The 19,357-nt window shown below is 64.4% G+C and carries 15 protein-coding genes; 10 read left to right on the top strand and 5 right to left on the bottom strand.

Annotated features, from left to right (window positions below; genetic code table 11):
- Window positions 1-12 precede the first annotated feature (12 nt).
- Window positions 13-1,272 carry an ABC transporter substrate-binding protein gene (locus XI06_RS09100; RefSeq protein ID WP_271605096.1) on the bottom strand — a complete coding sequence of 420 codons (1,260 nt, stop codon included), beginning with the start codon at window positions 1,270-1,272 and terminating at the stop codon, window positions 13-15.
- A 164-nt stretch (window positions 1,273-1,436) separates the two neighbouring features.
- Here XI06_RS09100 and XI06_RS09095 point away from each other — a divergent pair, with 164 nt between their 5' ends.
- Entirely contained in the window at window positions 1,437-2,195 is a 759-nt protein-coding gene (locus XI06_RS09095) for an SDR family NAD(P)-dependent oxidoreductase (protein ID WP_237859008.1), read from the top strand.
- A 39-nt stretch (window positions 2,196-2,234) separates the two neighbouring features.
- On the opposite strand, the gene XI06_RS09090 is transcribed toward XI06_RS09095, so the two are convergent.
- From XI06_RS09090 to iolD, 3 genes are read right to left on the bottom strand one after another with little or no spacing between them, the layout of a single operon-like run.
- Window positions 2,235-3,008: an SDR family NAD(P)-dependent oxidoreductase gene (locus XI06_RS09090; protein ID WP_271605095.1), complete on the bottom strand. Its 774-nt coding sequence runs from the start codon at window positions 3,006-3,008 to the stop codon at window positions 2,235-2,237.
- A 44-nt stretch (window positions 3,009-3,052) separates the two neighbouring features.
- Entirely contained in the window at window positions 3,053-3,952 is a 900-nt protein-coding gene (gene iolE / locus XI06_RS09085; protein ID WP_271605094.1) for a myo-inosose-2 dehydratase, read from the bottom strand.
- Window positions 3,953-3,967: 15 nt separating this feature from the next.
- Entirely contained in the window at window positions 3,968-5,809 is a 1,842-nt protein-coding gene (gene iolD, locus XI06_RS09080) for a 3D-(3,5/4)-trihydroxycyclohexane-1,2-dione acylhydrolase (decyclizing) (protein ID WP_271605093.1), read from the bottom strand.
- 227 nt (window positions 5,810-6,036) lie between these two features.
- Here iolD and iolG point away from each other — a divergent pair, with 227 nt between their 5' ends.
- The 6 genes from iolG (at window position 6,037) to dinB (ending at window position 13,360) form a co-directional block, all read left to right on the top strand.
- Complete coding sequence (gene iolG, locus XI06_RS09075; protein WP_271605092.1) at window positions 6,037-7,029, top strand: inositol 2-dehydrogenase; 993 nt, start codon at window positions 6,037-6,039, stop codon at window positions 7,027-7,029.
- 2 nt (window positions 7,030-7,031) lie between these two features.
- Window positions 7,032-7,814 carry an inositol monophosphatase family protein gene (locus XI06_RS09070; protein WP_271605091.1) on the top strand — a complete coding sequence of 261 codons (783 nt, stop codon included), beginning with the start codon at window positions 7,032-7,034 and terminating at the stop codon, window positions 7,812-7,814.
- Between the two features lie 93 nt (window positions 7,815-7,907).
- Complete coding sequence (locus XI06_RS09065) at window positions 7,908-8,942, top strand: ABC transporter substrate-binding protein (RefSeq protein WP_377802676.1); 1,035 nt, start codon at window positions 7,908-7,910, stop codon at window positions 8,940-8,942.
- Window positions 8,943-8,965: 23 nt separating this feature from the next.
- Complete coding sequence (locus XI06_RS09060; protein ID WP_271605090.1) at window positions 8,966-11,146, top strand: ABC transporter permease; 2,181 nt, start codon at window positions 8,966-8,968, stop codon at window positions 11,144-11,146.
- An 8-nt stretch (window positions 11,147-11,154) separates the two neighbouring features.
- Window positions 11,155-12,201, top strand: a complete 1,047-nt coding sequence (locus tag XI06_RS09055; protein ID WP_271605089.1) for an ABC transporter ATP-binding protein — start codon at window positions 11,155-11,157, stop codon at window positions 12,199-12,201.
- A gap of 58 nt (window positions 12,202-12,259) precedes the next feature.
- Complete coding sequence (dinB, locus tag XI06_RS09050) at window positions 12,260-13,360, top strand: DNA polymerase IV (protein WP_237859021.1); 1,101 nt, start codon at window positions 12,260-12,262, stop codon at window positions 13,358-13,360.
- Window positions 13,361-13,383: 23 nt separating this feature from the next.
- Here dinB and XI06_RS09045 read toward each other — a convergent pair whose 3' ends face one another.
- A complete protein-coding gene (locus tag XI06_RS09045) occupies window positions 13,384-15,543 on the bottom strand; it encodes an exonuclease domain-containing protein (RefSeq protein ID WP_271605088.1) in 2,160 nt (719 codons plus the stop codon).
- A gap of 397 nt (window positions 15,544-15,940) precedes the next feature.
- Here XI06_RS09045 and XI06_RS09040 point away from each other — a divergent pair, with 397 nt between their 5' ends.
- The 3 genes from XI06_RS09040 (at window position 15,941) to XI06_RS09030 (ending at window position 19,357) form a co-directional block, all read left to right on the top strand.
- Window positions 15,941-17,191 (top strand): ABC transporter substrate-binding protein, encoded by a 1,251-nt coding sequence (locus XI06_RS09040; protein ID WP_237859024.1) that lies wholly within the window; start codon window positions 15,941-15,943, stop codon window positions 17,189-17,191.
- A gap of 131 nt (window positions 17,192-17,322) precedes the next feature.
- Window positions 17,323-18,150 (top strand): helix-turn-helix transcriptional regulator, encoded by an 828-nt coding sequence (locus tag XI06_RS09035; RefSeq protein WP_237859025.1) that lies wholly within the window; start codon window positions 17,323-17,325, stop codon window positions 18,148-18,150.
- A 196-nt stretch (window positions 18,151-18,346) separates the two neighbouring features.
- Window positions 18,347-19,357, top strand: a complete 1,011-nt coding sequence (locus XI06_RS09030; RefSeq protein WP_271605087.1) for a branched-chain amino acid ABC transporter permease — start codon at window positions 18,347-18,349, stop codon at window positions 19,355-19,357.

Here is a 19,357-nt window from a genome sequence, read left to right as displayed (position 1 = left end):
GTCGCTCCACCGTCAGTTACCCTGCTTGAACGCCGCTTCGATCGCTTTCGCCGCGTCCTGCGGGCTCATGCTGCCGCCGGCAATCTCCGCCGAGACGTCGTTGACGACGCGGCCGACCGAGGGGCCGAGGCTCTGGTCATAGAAGTTCTGGTGGTAGTTCGACTTTGCGAGATTGGACGCGATCAGCTTCATGAAAGAATTGTTGAGACCGGCGTCCGCACCCTGCACCACGGGGATGATGTAGCTGCCCGCGGCAAGTTTCGTCTGCACGTCCTTGGAGATGAAGTATTTGAGGAAATCGACCGCCTCCTTCGGCGAGTCCTTGGTGACCAGCCAGCCTGTGATGCCGCCGAGCGTATCCGTCGGCGCGCCCTTGCCGCCGGGCACGACAGGGAAATCGAACCAGCAGATCTTGTCCTCGCTCAATCCGACCTTGTCGGCGGCCAGCGCGCGCTGCAAATTATAGACCGAGCTAATTGCGAGCGACATCGCAGCCTTGCCATCGCCGAAATAGCCTACCGCCTGAGGGTTCTTGAAGCCGAGGAAGCCGTTCTGGAACGGCTGGAGATCAACGAGCTGCTTGAACAGCTCGCCGGATTTCTGGAAGGTTTCGCCGGCGAAGCCGCCATTCTCGCCGCGCAATGCAGCGTCGAAGGCTGCCTTGCCACCGATCCGAACTGCAAGGTGGGTCCAGTAGAAGTGCAGCGGCCATTTGTCGGCGCCGCCGACCACGATCGGCGTCACGCCGGCTGCCTTGAGTGTCTTCACTGCGGCGAGCAGATCGTCCCACGTCTTGATGGAGGCGGGATCGACCTTCGCCTTGGCCATCAGATCCTTGTTGCAGATGAAGCCGACTTGCGACAGCGAAATGGGCAGGCCATAGACGTGGCCATTGCTGGTGAAGGCGGCGAGCGCCGCGGGCGTGATGCTGTCGCTATAGCCCTTCACCTGGTCCGTGATGTCTTCAAGAACGCCGGCGTCGATCTGCGTCTTCAACACGCCGCCGGCCCAGCTGTAGATGATGTTCGGCCGATCCTTGGATTGCAGGATGGTCGGCAGCTTGGCCTTGTAGGCCTCGTTCTCGAGGAACTGCATCTCGACCTTCACGCCGGGATGCGAGGCCTCATAGCTGCGCGCGACCTCCTCCCAGATCTTCACCTGGGCCGGATTGACCTCGATGTGGAGCCATTTCACGGTGGTGTCGGCTGCCGCGACATTTGCGCCTAGCAGGCATGCAGCGAAGGCGAATCCCAGCTTCCCGAGCAGTCTCATCACAACCTCCCAACGGCTTTTATTCTTTGGGCGCAATCCTGCCTTCAGTTTTTGAGGTACGCAACTAAAATTCTGACATATGGACCTCACGAGAGGAACGGTTAAGTTCCTGCGAAAGAATCGGGGCGGCCTTCGCCGCCCATAACAAACTGAAAGGTTCCCCCATGGCCGCCATCTATTCCGACCTCTCCGGCAAGGTTGTGCTCGTCACCGGAGGTGCCGCGGGAATTGGCGCTGCGATCGTGCGGCGCTTCGCGGAGCAGAAATCCAAGGTCGTGTTCTTTGACATCAAGGTCGAGGAGGGTCAGCGCCTGGCGCGCGAGCTGTCGGATCAAGGGCTGGCCGCGCATTTCCAGCGCGTCGACCTGACCGACATCCCGGCCCTGCGCGCCGGCGTCGAGGAGGCGCGCAAGGCACACGGCGCGATCAACATTTTGGTCAACAACGCCGCCCATGACGAGCGGCACGCGACCGAGGAGATGACGCCCGAATATTGGGACGACCGCATCGCGGTGAACCTGAAGCATCAGTTCTTCGCGTCGCAGGCCGTGTTGCCTGACATGAAGGCGGCCAACGCGGGCGCCATCATCAATTTCGGCTCGGTGTCATGGATCGCCGGACAAGGCGGCATGGCAGCCTACACCGCCAGCAAATCCGGCGTGATTGGGCTGACGCGCTCGCTGGCGCGCGACTACGGTCCCTACAACATCCGCGTGAACGCGATTGCACCGGGATGGATCATGACCGAGCGCCAGCTCGAGAAATGGATGACGCCGGCCGGCGAGGCCGAACTGCAGCAGCGCCAGTGCCTGAAGCGCCGGCTGGTGCCTGACGAGGTCGCGAAATTCACCCTCTTCCTCGCCTCCGACGAAGCCTCTGCCTGCACCGCCCAGCACTACATCGTCGACGGCGGCTGGGTCTGAGACGCTTGCCGCGCCCTGCGCACTCCGGCGAAAAGGCCGCTAGGACCGGGGCAGCGCGACGCCCGTCAGCTCGCGCAGCCTGTCGACCAGAGCGTCCTGAAAGGCGGGGTCCATGGTTTCGCGGGCCGGCTCCTGCTGCTGCATATGATGCCAGTAGCGGCCGCTGACGAGCGCCGCGGGATCGTCGCTGACGGCGAGCCAGGTTTGCGTCTTCTGTCCTGTCGCGATATCGACCGGGGCGCCAGAGCCGCCCATCCTTGTCCGCGCCCAGCCGGGATCGACCGCGTTGCTCAGGACCTGCGGCCAGCGTCGCGCCAACGCGAACGCGAGTGCGACGATTTGAAGCTTGCTCTCGGCGTAAGCGGTTGCCGAATCCCACGGCCTCTTCGCCCAGTCGAGGTCATTCAGCGACCGCTCTCCGCCGCGATGCAAGCCGCTGCTGAGATAGATCAATCTGGCGGGGCGCTCGATCAGCGCGGTCAACATATAGGGCGCAAGGGTGTTGATCGCGAATGTCGTCGCATGGCCTTCCGGAGTGGAGCCGCGACTCCGCTGTGCATAGACACCGGCGTTGTGGATGACCGCATCCATGCGCCCGATCGCGTTCACTTGATCCGCGACGCCCTTCGTCTCGGCGCCGCTCTGGAGATCGCCGATCGCAACGCCCTCGGCGCGCGAGGCGAGGTCCTCGAGCGCCGCAGCGCGATCGACTGAGCGCGCGTGCAGCACCACACGGTGGCCCCGATCAAGGAGCGATTGTGCCGCCGCGCGGCCAAGCCCGTCCGTGCTGCCGGTGATGAAAACCATGGCCATGTCGTGCTGCTCCGGACGTTTCAGAACTCAACAGCGTCCGCGTATCAGGCCAGCCCCGCCGCCATCAGGCTCTGCTTCAGATGGGCAACACCCTTTTTGGCATAGGTCAGCGGGTGCGCCTTCTGCGGGTCCTGCTCCGCTTCGACGACGATCCAACCGGAATAGCCCTTGAGTTCGCGGAAGACGGCGGGGTAGTCGACCATGCCGTCGCCGGGCACGGTGTAGACACCGAGCGCGCTGCCCTGCCCCAGCACTGCATCGAGGAAGCTCCAATCCTCGCGCCGCGCCTGCTCCATCACCGCCCGGCGCACGTCCTTGGCGTGGACATGGCTGATGCGGGCGCGATATTTTCGAGCCAGCGCGGCCGGATCGGCACCGCCCCAGGTGGCATGGCCGGTGTCGAGCAGGAGATGTGCGGCCTCGCCCGTCGACGCCATGAAGGCATCGATATCATCGGCGCTTTCGACGATGGTGCCAATGTGATGATGGTAGACCAGCCTGACGCCTTCGGCGAGCGTACGCTCCGCGACTTCAGTGATGCGGCGACCGAACTCCGCCCAGTCGCCTGCCTTCATCACCGGCCGCTGCGATAACGGCTTGCTGCGATCGCCATGGATCGCATTCGAGGTCTCGGCGAAAACGAGGACTGATGATCCCATCGCCTTCAGGAGATCGAGATGCGGGCGCAGATGCCGCATCTCCTCGTCGGCATCGCGCCTCAGGAGTTCAGCCGAATACCAGCCGGAGATGCAGGCCATCCCGAAAGGCGCGAGCGCAGCCTTCAGGGCCTGCGGCTCGCGCGGAAATTTGTGGCCGAGCTCCATGCCCACAAAGCCCGCCTCGCGTGCCTCGGCGAGGCACGTTTCGAGCGGTGTGTCGCCGCCGATCTCCTGGAGATCGTCGTTCGACCAGCCGATGGGGTTGGCGCCGATACGGATTGGCATGTCGTCCTCACTCGATCAGATATTGCGACGCGCGAGCGCCTCGATGTAGCCGCGCCTTGCGGCCTCGACTTCGGTGCGCTCCGAGACCTCCGGCACCGCCACCTCCCACCAATGGCCACCGGCATCGGTCGAGCGCAGCGGGTCGGTGTCGATCACGACGACGCTGGTTCGATCGTGACCTCGCGCCTCCTCGAACGCCGCCTCCAGCTCGACGATGCCAGCGACCTTGCGCGCGATCGCCCCCATCGAAGCGGCATGGGCCGCGAAATCGATCTCGGGCAAGGTCTCGTGGCGAGCATCGCGCAAGAGGTTGTTGAAAGGGGCACCACCGGTGGCGTTCTGGAGCCGGTTGATGCAGCCGAAGCCGCGGTTGTCGAGCACCACGATGATGAGTTTCGCACCCAACATCACCGACGTGGCGATCTCGGAATTCATCATCAGGTAGGATCCGTCGCCGACCATCACGATGACTTCGCGCTTGGGATCAGCTAGCTTGACGCCGAGCCCGCCGGCGATCTCGTAGCCCATGCAGGAATAGCCGTATTCCATGTGGTAGCCGCCGGCTGCGCCCGGCTGCCAGAGCTTGTGCAGCTCGCCGGGCAAGCCGCCGGCGGCGCAAAGCACGATGTCGCTTGGCCGGCTGTGGCGCTGAACGGCACCGATGACCTGGGCATCGCTTGGCAAGGCTTCGTTGCCTGACGCGGTGTAGCGTGCGGCCGTTGCCTGCCAGGCCGTGCGGCCAGCCTTGGCCTGCCCGCTCCAGACAGCAGGTGCCGTCCACCCCCGAAGGGCGGCGCCGAGCTCCGCTAGTCCGACCTTAGCGTCAGCCACGAGCGGCTGCGCACGATGCTTGCCGGCATCAAAGCTCTGCGTATTGAGGCCGACGATCCGGCAGGCGGGATCGGCGAACAGCGAGCGCGAGCCCGTGGTGAAATCCTGCAAGCGGGTGCCAATCGCGAGCACGACATCGGCCTGTCGCGCCGCATCGTTGGCGGCACCGGTGCCGGTGACGCCGATCGCGCCGAGATTGAGCGAATGATCATGAGGCAGCGCGCTCTTGCCGGCCTGCGTTTCCGCCGCCGGAATGCCGTGCGCCATGCAGAAGGCGGCGAGATCAGCTTCCGCCTCGCTGTAGAGGACGCCGCCACCGGCGACGACGAGCGGGCGCTTCGCGGCCTTGAGCAGCGCTGCGGCTTGCGCCATTTGCGCCTCGTCGGCGCGCGGGCGGCGCGGCTGCCAGACGCGCTCGGCGAAGAACCAGTCGGGATAGTCGAAGGCTTCGGTCTGCACGTCCTGGCAGAGCGCGAGCGTCACGGGCCCGCATTCGGCCGCGTCGGTCAAAACCTGCATCGCCCGCTCGAAGGCGGGCATGATCTGTTCAGGCCTTGTGATGCGGTCGAAATAGCGCGAGACGGGCCGGAAGCAATCATTGGCGGAGACAGTGCCGTCGCCGAAATCCTCGATCTGCTGCAGCACCGGATCAGGACGGCGTCCGGCGAAGACATCACCCGGCAGCAGCAGCACCGGCAGGCGATTGACGTGAGCAACGGCTGCTGCCGTCACCATATTGGTCGCACCGGGGCCGATCGAGCTCGTCACCGCCATCATGCGTCGACGGCGCGAGGTCTTCGCGAAAGCGATTGCGGCATGCGCCATCGCCTGCTCATTATGCGCGCGCAAGGTTGGCAGGCGGTCACGCGCGGCATACAGCGCCTCGCCGAGGCCTGCGACGTTGCCATGTCCGAAGATCGCCCAGACACCGGCGAACAGCGGCTGGGTCTGCCCGTCGATGACAGTCCTTTGCGCGGCCATCGCGGCGACCAGCGCCTGCGCCATCGTGAGCCTGATCGTCGCCATCACTCGCTCCCGCTGAACCGCCCGGCGCAGACCGGCCTGTCAAGATGTTCCATCATTGCGCTGACCGTGCGCGTATGCTCGCGCAACTGTGTCGCGAATGTGTCGTCGCTCGATCCGATACGATATTGCGAGGCGGTTGATGACATCGAGAAGTGCAGGCTCCGACCTTGACTGGGCGGCGCAGAGAATGGAATGCTTATTCGAATAGTCAAGCAGTGATGATGACAATGCGGTTTGGACTTCTCGGCGCCGGCAGGATCGGGCGCATTCACGGTCTCAATGTTGCGGCGCGCGGCGATGCGCGGCTCGTCGCGGTGGCCGATGCCTCGAACGAGGCCGCGTCCTCGCTGGCGCAGGCGACAGGCGCAAAAGCGGCCGACGCGGATGCGATCATCGGCGATGCCGGCATCGACGCCATCCTGATCTGCACGCCGACCGACACGCATGCCGATCTGATCGAGGCTGCCGTCTCGGCCGGCAAGGCGGTGTTCTGCGAGAAGCCGGTCGATCTCGATTCGGACCGCATTCGCCGCTGCCTGGCCACGGTCGAGAGGTCGGGCAAGGCTCTGATGATCGGCTTCAACCGCCGCTTCGATCCGAATTTTGCGGCGCTGGAGAAGCGGTTGCGCGGCGGCGAGGCCGGCGAGATCGAGATCGTCAGCGTTATCTCGCGCGATCCCGGACCGCCGCCGGTCGACTACGTGAAGCGTTCGGGCGGCCTGTTCCGCGACATGATGATCCATGATTTCGACATGGCGCGCTTCCTGCTGGCTGAGGAGCCGGTCGAAATCTTCGCACTCGGCTCCGCGCTGGTGGACAAGGCCATCGGCGAAGCCGGCGATGTCGACACCGCCGCCGTGCTGATGAAGACGGCGAGCGGGCGCATCGCGCAGATCTCGAATTCGCGCCGCGCCACTTACGGCTACGATCAGCGCATCGAGGTGCACGGCTCGAAGGGCATGCTGAGGGCCGGCAACATCCACGAAACGACCCTCGAGATCGCGACCGGCCAGGGCTTCCGTGCCGACCCGGTGCAGAACTTCTTCCTCGAACGCTATGCCGCCGCCTATCGTGCCGAGCTCGCGGCCTTCATCGATGCCTGCACCGGCAAGGCGGCGCCCTCTCCGACCGGTCTCGACGGGCTCCGCGCCCAGATGCTCGCCGACGCGGCGACCGAGTCGGCGCGCACCGGCCGCCCTGTCACCATCAAGTCCGCCTGACCATGACGCCAGCCGAACTCATGCTGCGCCGCTATGCGGCCCAGGGCCTCGCCGCCGAGGCCGGGCGCATCGCGCTCGACTATTTCGGCCGCAGGGAAAGCCTCGGCGTCACGATGAAGGGGACGCAGGATTGGCTCACCGTCGCCGACGGCGCGGTGGAGGATTTTCTGCGTGCGCGGCTGTCGGCGCTTTTCCCTGGTGACACTGTCATCGGCGAGGAAGGCGGCGGCGAGGCCAGCGATGCGGTCTGGATCCTCGATCCGATCGACGGCACTGCGAACTTCGCCCATGGCGATCGCAACTGGTGCATCTCCATGGGCTTCCTGCTCGACCGCCAGCCGACGATCGGCATCGTCAGCGCGCCCTCACTGGGCGAGCTCTATGTCGCGCAGCGCGACGAGGGCGCGACGCTGAACGGGCAGCACATTGTCGTCTCTGGTGCCGACGACATCAGCCGCGCCTGTATCGAACTGGGCTGGTCGCCCCGTATTCCCTCGCAGCGCTATCTCGACATGATCAGCCGCGGTTATGCCGCCGGCTGCTCCATCAAGCGCGCGGGCTCCGGCACTTTGGGCCTCTGCAATGTCGCCAACGGGCGCACCGAGGGCTACGCCGAACTGCACATCAACGCCTGGGACGTTGCAGCCGGCATTGTGATTGTTAGCGAAGCCGGCGGCTGGGTCAGCGACTTCTTCGCGGGCGACGGCATCAGCAAGGGCAACCCGATCCTGTGCTGCGCACCGGCGCTGGCATCGCAGCTCAGCGACATCACCGGGATTACCTAGTCGACTTAATAGTTGTTGCTTTGGAGCTGAAGAGACGCCACCGTCACAGCCAATTACAGAGAACATCAAGTTCTCGTTCTGGGGAGGTGGACCATGGTTTCGAGATCCCTGACTGTCAGGGCGCTGTTCGGTGCCGGTATCCTGATCGCGGGCGCGGCGCCGGCGTCGGCCGAGGGCTCGCTCGTCATGTATTGCGGCGTGCAGGAAGAATGGTGCCGCGCGATGTCCACCACTTTCGAGAAAGAGACCGGCATCAAGGTTTCGATGACGCGGAAATCCGCCGGCGAGACCTATGCGCAGCTCAGGGCGGAGGCCTCGAACCCGCGCGGCGACATCTGGTGGGGCGGCACCGGCGATCCACATCTTCAGGCGGCCGACGAGGGGCTGACGCTCGAATACGAATCTCCCGCCAACAAAGATTTGCACGACTGGGCGCTGAACCAGTGGAAAGCGGCGAAGCAGCGCTCGATCGGCATCTATGCCGGCGCGCTCGGCTTCGGCTACAACACCGAGCAGATCAAGGCCAAGGGTATCCCGGAGCCGAAATGCTGGGCCGACCTGCTCAACCCCAAGCTCAGGGATGACGTGCAGGTCGCCGACCCGAATTCGTCCGGCACCGCCTATACCCTGCTTGCCACGGTCGTGCAGCTGATGGGCGAGGACAAGGGCTTCGATTATCTCAAGGCCCTGCACAAGAATGTCAGCCAGTACACCAAATCAGGCGCAGCACCAGCCAAGGCAGCGAGCCTCGGCGAGACCGCCGTCGGCATCGTCTTCATCCACGATGCCGTCGTCTTCGCGGTTCAAGGCGATCCGATCAAGCCGGTCGCGCCGTGCGAGGGCACAGGCTACGAGATCGGCTCGATGTCGATCATCAAGGGCGCACGCAATCTGGAGAACGCCAAGAAGTTCTACGATTGGGCGCTGAGCCCCGCCGCACAGGCCCTCGCCGCCCCCGCGAAGTCGTATCAGGTGCCATCCAACAAGAACGCGACGGTGCCGCCGCAGGCGCCGAAGATGAGCGAGATGAAGCTGATCAACTACGACTTCGTCAAATACGGCTCGTCGGCCGAGCGAACGCGGCTGCTGACAAAGTGGGACAAGGAGGTCAAGGCGCTGCCGAAATAGCAGCAAGGCTGCGGAGATATCGGATGCGCCCTTCGACACGGCTTGCCCTGCTGCTCGGCTGGTTGGGCTACATGCTCGTGCCCTGGTACCTGCCGGAAGGTTGGGACCTTGCTGGCTATCCGTTCGGGCGGGCCGGCACCGCGCTGGTGCTTGCGACATCAGGCGCAGCGCCTTGGCTCTGGCCGATCGGCATCGCACTCCTCGCGCCGACGTTCCTCGCCGTCCGCGCCGAGTCCAGCCTTAGCAGCCCGGCGTTGATCGTCGCCGGGCTGTTCGGCCTGGTCGCGTTCTTCGCACAAGGATTTGCGGTGACGCTGCCTGGCCAGGGCATTCCCTGGCTCGCCGCGCTGCTGGGCGGCGCGGGCAGCGCGCAGCCCGGCATGGGTTTCGGCGCGCTGCTGACCCTGTTCTCGCTTCTCCTGCTGCTCTGCCACGGCCTCGACTATCGCGGGTTCTGTCGGGGCGATCTCTTCACCACGTCCACCATCGGCGTCGTGGTGCTGCTGATCGGCCTCTTCATCTTCCTGCCGGTGGCGACGATCCTGCGCAGCGCGCTGGTCGATGCCACCGGCGGCTGGGCGCTGGGCGAATTCGCGGACCGCCTGCTGTCCTCGACGATCTGGGGCCTCGGCTGCGCCGGCGGCGGCATCGCCTGCGGCGTCGCCTGGAATACGCTGATCCTCGGCGTGCTGACCGGCCTCATCACCACGCTGCTGGGCCTCGCCTGCGCGCTGCTGGTGTTGCGCACGGCGATGCCGGGCAAGCGGCTGATGCGCGCGATGACGGTGCTGCCGATCATCACGCCGCCCTTCGTCATCGGCCTTGCGCTCATCCTGCTGTTCGGCCGTGCCGGCGTCGTCACCGGCTTGATGTCCGACTGGTTCGGCATCCCACGCTCGCGCTGGATCTACGGTCTGCCGGGCGTGCTGTTGGCGCAGGTACTGGCCTTCGCGCCGATCGCCTTCCTCGTGCTGATGGGTGTGGTCCAGGGCATCGCACCGAGCCTCGAAGAGGCGTCCCAGACGCTTGGTGCCAGGCATTGGCAGACGTTCCGCTCCGTGACCTGGCCGCTGCTGCGACCGGGGCTCGCCAACGCCTTTCTGCTCGGCTTTGTCGAGAGCCTGGCCGATTTCGGCAACCCGCTCGTGCTCGGCGGCAATTTCGAGGTGCTCTCGACCAAGATCTTCTTCGCCGTGGTCGGTGCCGCACACAATCAGGGTCTGGCGGCCGTGCTCGCGATCGTGCTGCTCGTCTTCACGCTCGGCGCGTTCTGGCTGCAGCAGAGCTGGCTCGGCGGCAAGAGCTACACCACGGTCTCCGGCAAAGGCGACGCCGGCATTCCGGCGAAGCTGCCGACCTCCGTCACCGTGCTCTCCGCCGCGGTCATCATACCCTGGGTCGTGCTGACGGCGGTGATCTACGCGGTGATCCTGATCGGCGGCTTCGTCAAGACGATGGGCCGCGACCATACGCCGACGCTGGAGCATTACCGCACCGGCTTCGCCGTCGATTTCAGCCACGGCCTGTTCTTCGAGGGCGCGGCCTGGCCATCTTTGTTCACGACACTGAAGGTCGCCGCGATCTCCGCACCTCTGACGGCGCTGATCGGCCTGCTCACCGCCTATCTGCTCACGCGGCAACGCTTCGTCGGCCGGCAGCTGCTCGAGTTCACGACCATGCTGAGCTTCGCCATTCCCGGCACCGTGCTCGGGGTCGCCTACATCCTAGCCTTCAACGTACCACCGATCGAGATCACCGGGACCGGCCTCATCCTCGTGCTCGCCTTCGTCTTCCGCAACATGCCCGTCGGCATACGCTCGGGCATTGCGGGACTGGCCCAGATCGACAAGAGCCTCGACGAGGCCTCGACGACCCTGCGGGCGCGCAGCTTCACGACGCTGCGCCGTGTGGTGCTGCCGTTGCTCAAGCCCGCGCTCGCCGCGGCGCTGATCTACAGCTTCGTGCGCAGCATCACCTCGGTCAGCGCCGTGATCTTTCTCGTGTCGGCCGAGTACAACCTCTCCACCGCCTACATCGTCGGACGGGTCGAGGCCGGCGAGTTTGGCCTCGCCATCGCCTATTCCTCGGTGCTGATCGTCGTCATGGCAGCAGGCATCGCGCTCATCCAATTCGGCGTCGGCGAGCGCAAGCTCGGCCGCAGGCCCGTCGCGCTCGCGACCTCGGCCGCCGAGCCCGCCAAATAGGATCTCCCATGCTCAAATCAGGTCCCGCCTCCGTCGAGTTCAGACATGTCAGCATGCGCTACGGCAATGTGACGGCGGTGGACGATGTCAGCTTCACGATTCACGCCGGCGAGCTCGTGACGTTGCTCGGCCCCTCCGGTTGCGGCAAGACGACGACCTTGCGCATGATCGCCGGCCTTGAGATCGCGAGCGAGGGGCAGATCCTGATCGGCGGCAAGGATGTGACGCGGCTCTCGGCGGCGGATCGCGACGTCAGCATGGTGTTCCAGTCCTACGCGCTGTTCCCGCACATGAATGTGCTGGAGAACGCGGCGTATGGGCCGACGGTGAAGGGGCTGGGCAAGGCGCGGGCCGAGGCGATGGCACTTGAGAAGCTCGCCCTGGTCGGGCTGAAAGGCTTCGAGAAGCGCTATCCGGCCGAGCTGTCCGGCGGTCAGCAGCAGCGCGTCGCCGTGGCGCGCGCCCTCGTGCTGGAGCCGCAGGTGCTGCTGTTCGACGAGCCGCTGTCCAATCTCGACGCCAAGCTCAGGCGCAGGGTGCGGCAGGAGATCCGCGAACTCCAGCAGTCGCTGAAGCTCACCGTCGCCTATGTCACGCATGACCAGGAGGAGGCGCTCGCTGTCTCCGACCGCATCATCGTGATGTCGAATGCGAAGATCGCGCAGCAGGGCTCGCCCCGCGACCTTTATGAAGCCCCGGCGAACGGCTTCGTCGCTGATTTCATCGGCGATGCCAATCTCGTGGAGGTGACGATCGAAGCGGTGCATGACGGGCAGGCCCAGGTCATGCTGGGACCTCTCCGCCTGACGCTTCCGGCGCGCGGCCTCACGCCTGGGCAGGCAAAAGCCGCCATCCGGCCCCACGGCATCATGCTCGGCGATGGCCTCGCCGGAACCGTCAGAAAATCCTCTTACCTCGGCGATCACGTCGAGATGATCGTCTCGACGCCGATCGGCGAGCTTTTTGTCGTCAGCCGGCAAACCGATGAGATTCCGGCTGAAGGTGCCGCGATCAGGCTGTCATTCGCCCAACAATATATTGCTCTCGTTCGGTGACGGTCTCGTATCCGCATACTCCCTCGCGATTCCTGCAGGCCGATTGTATCATCGAGGCATGAGCGAGTCCGATGCCGTGGACGGCGACGCGCCGCGCGTTCGCAAGATCATCCATATCGACATGGATGCCTTCTACGCATCCGTGGAACAGCGCGACAATCCCGACCTGCGAGGCAAGCCCGTCGCTGTCGGTGGTTCGGCCGAGCGCGGCGTGGTCGCGGCGGCGAGCTATGAGGCGCGCAAATTCGGCGTTCGGTCCGCGATGGCGTCTGTGACCGCGAAGCGGCAATGTCCCGACCTGATTTTCGTGAAGCCCCGCTTTGAGGTCTACAAGGCGATCAGCCGGCAGATCCGCGAGATTTTTGCCGAGCACACCGAGATCATCGAGCCCCTGTCCCTCGACGAGGCCTATCTCGACGTGACGGAAAACCTGCAAGGCATCCCGCTTGCCCGTGATGTCGCGCTGCGGATCCGCGAGAAGATCAAGGCCGAGACCGGCCTCAATGCGTCGGCGGGCATCTCCTACAACAAGTTCCTAGCAAAGCTCGCTTCCGATCACCGCAAGCCGAACGGCCAGTTCGTGATCTCGCCCGAGATGGGGGCCGCCTTCGTGGAGACGCTGCCCGTCGGCAAGTTCCACGGGATCGGACCGGCAACGAGTGCAAAGATGAATGCGCTCGGCCTGTTCACCGGTCTCGACATCCGCAACCAGACGCTCGAGTTCATGAACGTGAATTTCGGCAAGTCGGGCGCCTATTATTACTGGATCTCGCGCGGCGTCGACGAAAGGCCGGTGCGGGCCAACCGGATCCGCAAGTCGATCGGCGCCGAGACCACGTTCTCGACCGACCTTTCCGATTTCGAGGCGCTGGCCGTCGAGCTGCGCCCGCTCGTCGACAAGGTCTGGCGCCATTGCGAGACATCAGGCAGCCGGGGCCGCACCGTGACCTTGAAGATCAAGTTTGCCGACTTCGAGATCATCACGCGGAGCAGGTCCGTGGCCACACCGGTCGCAGGCCGGGACGAGCTCGTTCGCCTCGCCTGCGGCCTGCTCGAGCTCGAGATGCCCCTGCCCAAACGGGTCAGGCTTCTGGGCGTCTCGCTGTCATCGCTCCAGGTCGGAGACGATGCGGAGCCGCAACTCACTTTCGAAATTTGATCCAGTCGCCAGGATTCGAAGGATTACGCTGCGATCTCTTCCGCCCTGCTCTCGAGCTCGTCGCGCTTCGCGTTGATCAAATTGAGCAGATGCGCGGCGGCGCGGGCGTCGCACAGGGCGCGGTGGTGGTCCTTCAGCTCGATATTGTAGGCCCGGGTGAGATTGCCGAGCCCGTAAGACTTGTGACCTGGGTAATGCCGGCGCATGCTCGCGCAGGTGCAGAGTTTTGGAAAGCGGAAACGGCGTTCGAGGCGCTCGTATTCCGCAGTGATGAAGCCGTAGTCGAAATTGACGTTGTGAGCGACGAAGACGCCGTCACCCATGAACTGCATGAAGCTGTCCGCGACCTCCGCGAACAACGGCGCGTTGCGCACCATCTCGTTGGTGATGCCGGTCAACGCGACGATCTTGGCGGGGATCGACCGCTGCGGGTTGATCAGCGAATGCCACTCCGCCACGACCTCGTGGTTGCGGATCTTGACGGCGCCAATCTCGGTGATGCGATCCCCGGCGGTCCAGCCGCCGGTGGTCTCGATGTCCACCACGACATAGTCCTGGTCCGGATCGAAGCGGAAATCGGCGCGGCCGATCACCGAAGGGATGCCGGCGTTGCCGAGCTGGCGAAGCCGCGTCAGCTGGTTGCGCCTGATGACGTCGCCCTCGGCCTTCACTTCCATGAACGAGACGGCGCCATCAGCCACAAGCATGAGATCGGGGAAGCCATCGCGCATCGCGCGATAGTCCTCACACATCAGGCGGAGGATCGTGGCGAGACCATCGGCACTTGCGCCCGCAAGCAGCGCGCGGATCGCGTCGATATCGACATGGTCCCAGGCGAACACGCCGTTCGGCTTGCCCCATTTCGCGGCAACGATCCGCAGGATCTGGGGCAGCGCGGAGCTGGAGGCGACGGCCGCCAGCTTCGTCTCGATCTGGGACGAGAACATCTGCGCAAAGGTTCTGTCCTTCAGGCAATGCGGCATCCAGTCGAAGCCGCTGTGCAGCTGTCCGGATTCGAACAGCTCGTCCCAGAACAGCAATCCGAACAGGCAGTGCCAGAGCGTATTTTCGGCGTGGAAGACCTCAAGGCCCTGCCGGCGCAGAACGCCCGCGATCCCGGCCTCCGGGCTGCCGCGCCAGGTATCGTCGACCCGAAGCGTTCGTCCGGCCCGCAGCAGCTCGGTGCATAATCCCGTCCGGCGCCCGTCGAACTTCCGGGCATAAAAGTCGCTCGCGAAGACGAACTCGTCGTCGCTGGCGGGATCGTCGATCATGCGCCGCAGCAGTTCCTCGGCCGCGTCCTTGTCGCCTTCGGCATAGAGAAGCCGTGCGAGCCGTTCGCGGCATTCGGCCGAGGAGCCGGCGCCATAGAGCTGCACCGCGAGTGCGGCTTCGCCCTTCTTCTCGAAGTGCAGACCCGCTTTGTGGGCCGCGCGGCTGCGCAGATCGATGGCGTAATCCGTCGGGCAGACAGGACCGCCGAGAATGTCGGCAACGGACCTGCGATACACCTCGTCAGATTTGGCCTCGAGGTGGCGCAGCAGGCGCGCGTAGTGGAAGCAGGCCCTCGCCTCGTCCGCATCGGCAAACCGGGCGCTGAAATCCGCCTGGTCGTTGGTGCGCAGGATGCCGAGATCGCGCAGCGCGAAATTCTTGAGGTTGTTCTCGGTCTTGCCGAAATAAAGATAGAGCAGGAACTCCAGCGGCTCGGTGTCGCCGAGCGCGATGAAGGCATCACCACCGCAATGCCGGAAGGCCGTGCCGAACGACAGATTGGCGAGATAGTACTCCGATAGCTTGGCCTTGGGCCACGACGCCCTGACATCGCTCATGCCGGCTGCCTTGGCGCCGTCGAACAGGTCAGGCTTTGCAAGGCACGCCAGGAACGCAGCGTAGTCCTGTTCGCTCAGGCCTCGAACGTAACCGGCGATGCCAAGCTCCCCCAGCGCACCGACAAGGTCAGCGATCTCAGCGTATTTGAACGTGGAGGGATTGAAGACCGTACCGTTCCGGTTGACCATCCGGATGAACAGGCACTGGGCGTCCTTCGACAGCGACGAGAAGCGAGCGACAAAACCATGATGCCTCTCGGCCAGCACCGGACCGTAGGTCTCGCAAACGAAGCTCAGCATCTCCGTGAAGTGGTCGTGATAATAGTAGACCGGCAGGACAGGCAGCGTCATCCGTGCGTCGCCCTCGGCGCAGCGTAGCGCGACCCCGCTCTGGTCGAAGTTTCCCGTGATTCCCTGGAGTCCATGTTCGACTTCTGTTCTTTTCGCCAGACAGTGTCAAGCTGGGAACTTCACGACCTCGCGCTATCCCGAGGCCGGGTTTCAGCGACAACCACGGCGCGTGGGCCCGCGCCTATTGCACCGCGGGACGAATTGCGACGCACCATTCAAAATGAGACTGCCTGTTAAGCCGCGCGCAGCTCCGACGCGTGCGCCGCATGCGAGTTCGGCTAGCTTTCATCCCAAGAAATCGTCGAAGACCCGTTGAGCTTTGCAAGAACGTCGCACCGCGCGGCGGACGCGTGAGGCGCGGTGAAAAACAGCGACAAAACGCACAGGGAGGAGAGCAATGTTGAAAGGCAGTCTAGGACTGATTGCGTTGAGCAGCCTGCTAATGTCGGGCACCGCATTTGCACAGGAGAAGATCAAGGTCGGCGTCACCGCCACCCTCGAAGGCACCTACACCGTGCTCGGCGAGGACGGCATCCGTGGCTTCCAGACCGCGTTGAACGTGCTCGGCAAGAAGGTCGGCGACAAGGAGCTCGAATTCGTCATCGCCTCGACCGACGCGACACCGGACTCCGCGGTGCGCGCGGTACGAAAGCTGATCGAGCAGGACAAGGTGCAGATTCTGCTGTCCCCGCTCTCGGGCGACGAGGGCATCGCGGTCAAGAACTTCGCGAAGACTCATCCGGAGCTGACCTTCATCAACGCAGCCTCCGGCGCGCAGGAAACGACCTATGTCGATCCGGCCCCGAACTTCTTCCGTTACAACATGGACGGCGCGCAGTGGCAGGTCGGCCTCGGCAAGTACGCCTATGAGACCAAGGGTTATCGCAAGATCGCGACCGTCGGCGAGGACTATTCCTTCATCTACACCCAGGTGTTCGGCCTCGTGCTCGAGTTCTGCGGCGCCGGCGGGCAAGTCACCAACCGGCAATGGGTGCCGCTCGGCACCAAGGATTTTGCCTCGGTCATCGCCGCCCTGCCCGACGATGTCGACGCGATTTATCTGGGCCTCGGCGGTGCCGACGCCGTCAACTTCCTCAACCAGTACCAGCAGGCTGGCGGCAAGGCGCATCTGATGGGCGGCTCGATCATGATCGACCAGACCATCCTGTCGTCCAAGGGCAACGCCAAGAACGCGCTTGTCGGCACGCTGGCCGCCAGCGGCCAGGCCGACACCTGGGAGGATCCGGGTTGGCAAAAATTCGTGAAGGACTATCAGGACGCCTTCCCGCCGGCCAAGCGCTTCCCGAGCCCGTCGCTGCTCGCCACCAACTATTACGGCTCGACCATGGCGCTGATCCTGGCGCTGCGTCAGGTCAATGGCGATCTCAGCGACAATCAGTCGAAGTACAAGGCTGCGCTCGCCAAGATCGAGCTCGATGCGCCCAACGGCAAGATCAAGCTCGACTCCAACCGTCAGGCGATCGGCACCAATTTCGTCACCGAAGTGGTGGATGACGGCAAGGGTGCGCTGTTCTCGAAGGTCGTGAAGGTGATCCCGAACGTGAACCAGACGCTGGGCTACGACCCCGCCGTGTTCGCCAAGATCGGTTTGCCCAGTCGTACAGTACCGGAATGTAAGAAGTACTGACGTAGTCGCATCAGCGATGTGATGACTGACCGGGGAGAGATTTGCAAAGCGCGCGACACGCACGCCCTTGCATTCTCTCCCCGGTTGTTGAACGCTATCAAAAAAAGTCAAAGGCTTCCGGGAGGGAAGGCATGAGCCGGGCGCTCGCCGTCTTCCATGGCCGTTTCGGCCGGGCGACGGTCTATCAGTTGAACCGCCCCTTCAATATCCACGCGCATCGCGAAGGTCATTTGATCTTCCATGTCGGCGGGCGTTCCGCATGCATCGATGTCAACGACGGACGCTACGACCTCACCGAAGGCTCCGTCGTCGCGGTCAATCCATGGGAGCCGCATAATTTCCTTCCCACCGACCTCGACGGCGGCGCGGTCTTCTTCGTGCTCTATGTCAATCCGGAATGGTTCGCACCCGATGCGCCCGGCGCCGACCGCCTCCGCTTCGGCCGCACCCAGTTCGCGCGAACGCCGGCGCTGGACAAGCACATCAGGCACGCGGCCGCCCTTGTGTGCGGCGCACCCTCGCTAAACAGCCTCGACGGCGAGCTGCGACGGCTGATCGATATCTGCTACGACGAAAGCTGGCAGCAGGCCGAGACCGCGCCCGATCTGCGCGCGAATGGTTCCATCACCGATTTTCGCGTTCGCAAGTGCATCAAGATGATGTCGGAGAGCCCCGGCGCGGAGATCGAGCTCGACACCATCGCGCGCGAATCCGGCCTGTCGCGGCCGCATTTCTACCGGCTGTTCCGCACCCAGACCGGCGTCACGCCGCACCTCTATCTCAACACCCTGATGATGGAGCAGGCGCTGGAGGCGCTGGTGGCGAGCGAGGCGCCGATCGCCGATATCGGCTTCGACCTCGGCTTCTCCTCGCAGAGCGGTTTCACCCGCTTCTTCGCCGCCAATGTCGGGATGGCGCCGACCGATTATCGCCGCGCCGCCAAGGTTTTGCGCGGCTGACGGACGCGCGAAAAGATACTCACGATCAAGTGCCTCTCTCGCCGCCCCACTAGGATGGGCGGAACGCGATCCCTGCAAGAGGATCGCATGTCCGGGGAGGACGCAAATCCATGGCGCGGTACGCAGCCTGCACAAGGCTGTCCGACCTGCATTCGAGGTGTGATGGTGGCCATCGCAAGCGGAGCGAGGTGACGCCATGACCCGCTTTGTCGAACGCCATCCGGCCTGGGCGTTGATCGTCATCATCGCGGTCGCGGTAGTGCTGTGGCTGATCTTTGCGGTCTGGCCGCCCGGGCTTGAAGACGCGATCGGTCGCAAGCGGGTTTTCCTCAACGCACTCTTCAACGGCATCACGCTCGGCGGCCTCTATTTCCTCGTCGCCAGCGGCTTCACCCTGATCTTCGGCCTGATGCGCAACGTCAACCTCGCGCACGGCTCGCTCTATCTGTTCGGCGGCTATGTCGGCTACGCCATCAGCGCCTCGACCGGCTCGTGGATCCTCTCCTTCATCGTCGCCTTCATCCTGACGGCGCTGGTCGGCGTCCTGCTCCAGGTGCTCGTGTTCCGCCGCATGGAGGGGCAGGATCTGCGCCAGACCATGGTGACGATCGGCCTCTCCATCGTGTTCGCCGATCTCATGCTGTGGGCCTGCGGCGGCGACTTCTACCAGATCCAGACCCCGAACTGGCTGATTGGCCCGATCGATCTGCCGCTCATCACCGCGGTGAAATCGTCGGGCGAGCCGGTTTACTTGCGCTATCCGCTGGTCCGGCTCGTAATCTTCCTGGCTTCCGTGATCATCGGCATCGCGATGTGGCTTGCGCTCAACCGCACCCGGATCGGCATGATCATCCGCGCCGGCGTCGACGACCGCGACATCCTTGCTGCGACCGGCGTGCGCATCCAGGCCGTGTTTGTGCTGGTCTTCGCGCTCGGCGCGGGCCTTGCCGGCATCGCGGGCGTGGTCGGCGGCACCTTCCAGTCACTGTCGCCCGGCGAAGACATTCGCTTCCTGCTTGCTTCGCTCGTCGTCGTGATCGTCGGCGGCATGGGCTCGATCCCCGGCGCCGCGCTTGGCGCACTCATCATCGGCCTCGCCGAGCAACTCGGCTCGGTCTACATCCCGACATACGCCATCGTCGTGACCTTCCTGATCATGGTGCTGGTGCTGGCGCTTCGGCCGCAGGGCCTGCTGGCGAGGCGCTGA

The sequence above is a fragment of the Bradyrhizobium sp. CCBAU 11434 genome, assembly GCF_028128895.1.
Taxonomy (GTDB): domain Bacteria; phylum Pseudomonadota; class Alphaproteobacteria; order Rhizobiales; family Xanthobacteraceae; genus Bradyrhizobium; species Bradyrhizobium zhengyangense.
Note: the sequence above shows the minus strand (reverse complement) of the source record. Positions and strands in the feature narration are given on the sequence as shown.

Excerpts from the sequence above, each read along its gene's own strand:
- XI06_RS09035 (WP_237859025.1), top strand. The coding sequence starts at position 17,323 with ATGAGCCGGGCGCTCGCCGTCTTCCATGGCCGTTTCGGCCGGGCGACG.
- XI06_RS09030 (WP_271605087.1), top strand. The coding sequence starts at position 18,347 with ATGACCCGCTTTGTCGAACGCCATCCGGCCTGGGCGTTGATCGTCATC.
- XI06_RS09090 (WP_271605095.1), bottom strand. The coding sequence starts at position 3,008 with ATGGCCATGGTTTTCATCACCGGCAGCACGGACGGGCTTGGCCGCGCG.
- iolE (WP_271605094.1), bottom strand. The coding sequence starts at position 3,952 with ATGCCAATCCGTATCGGCGCCAACCCCATCGGCTGGTCGAACGACGAT.
- iolG (WP_271605092.1), top strand. The coding sequence starts at position 6,037 with ATGCGGTTTGGACTTCTCGGCGCCGGCAGGATCGGGCGCATTCACGGT.
- XI06_RS09045 (WP_271605088.1), bottom strand. The coding sequence starts at position 15,543 with ATGACGCTGCCTGTCCTGCCGGTCTACTATTATCACGACCACTTCACG.
- XI06_RS09070 (WP_271605091.1), top strand. The coding sequence starts at position 7,032 with ATGACGCCAGCCGAACTCATGCTGCGCCGCTATGCGGCCCAGGGCCTC.
- XI06_RS09100 (WP_271605096.1), bottom strand. The coding sequence starts at position 1,272 with ATGAGACTGCTCGGGAAGCTGGGATTCGCCTTCGCTGCATGCCTGCTA.
- dinB (WP_237859021.1), top strand. The coding sequence starts at position 12,260 with ATGAGCGAGTCCGATGCCGTGGACGGCGACGCGCCGCGCGTTCGCAAG.
- XI06_RS09060 (WP_271605090.1), top strand. The coding sequence starts at position 8,966 with ATGCGCCCTTCGACACGGCTTGCCCTGCTGCTCGGCTGGTTGGGCTAC.
- XI06_RS09055 (WP_271605089.1), top strand. The coding sequence starts at position 11,155 with ATGCTCAAATCAGGTCCCGCCTCCGTCGAGTTCAGACATGTCAGCATG.
- XI06_RS09040 (WP_237859024.1), top strand. The coding sequence starts at position 15,941 with ATGTTGAAAGGCAGTCTAGGACTGATTGCGTTGAGCAGCCTGCTAATG.
- iolD (WP_271605093.1), bottom strand. The coding sequence starts at position 5,809 with ATGGCGACGATCAGGCTCACGATGGCGCAGGCGCTGGTCGCCGCGATG.
- XI06_RS09095 (WP_237859008.1), top strand. The coding sequence starts at position 1,437 with ATGGCCGCCATCTATTCCGACCTCTCCGGCAAGGTTGTGCTCGTCACC.
- XI06_RS09065 (WP_377802676.1), top strand. The coding sequence starts at position 7,908 with ATGGTTTCGAGATCCCTGACTGTCAGGGCGCTGTTCGGTGCCGGTATC.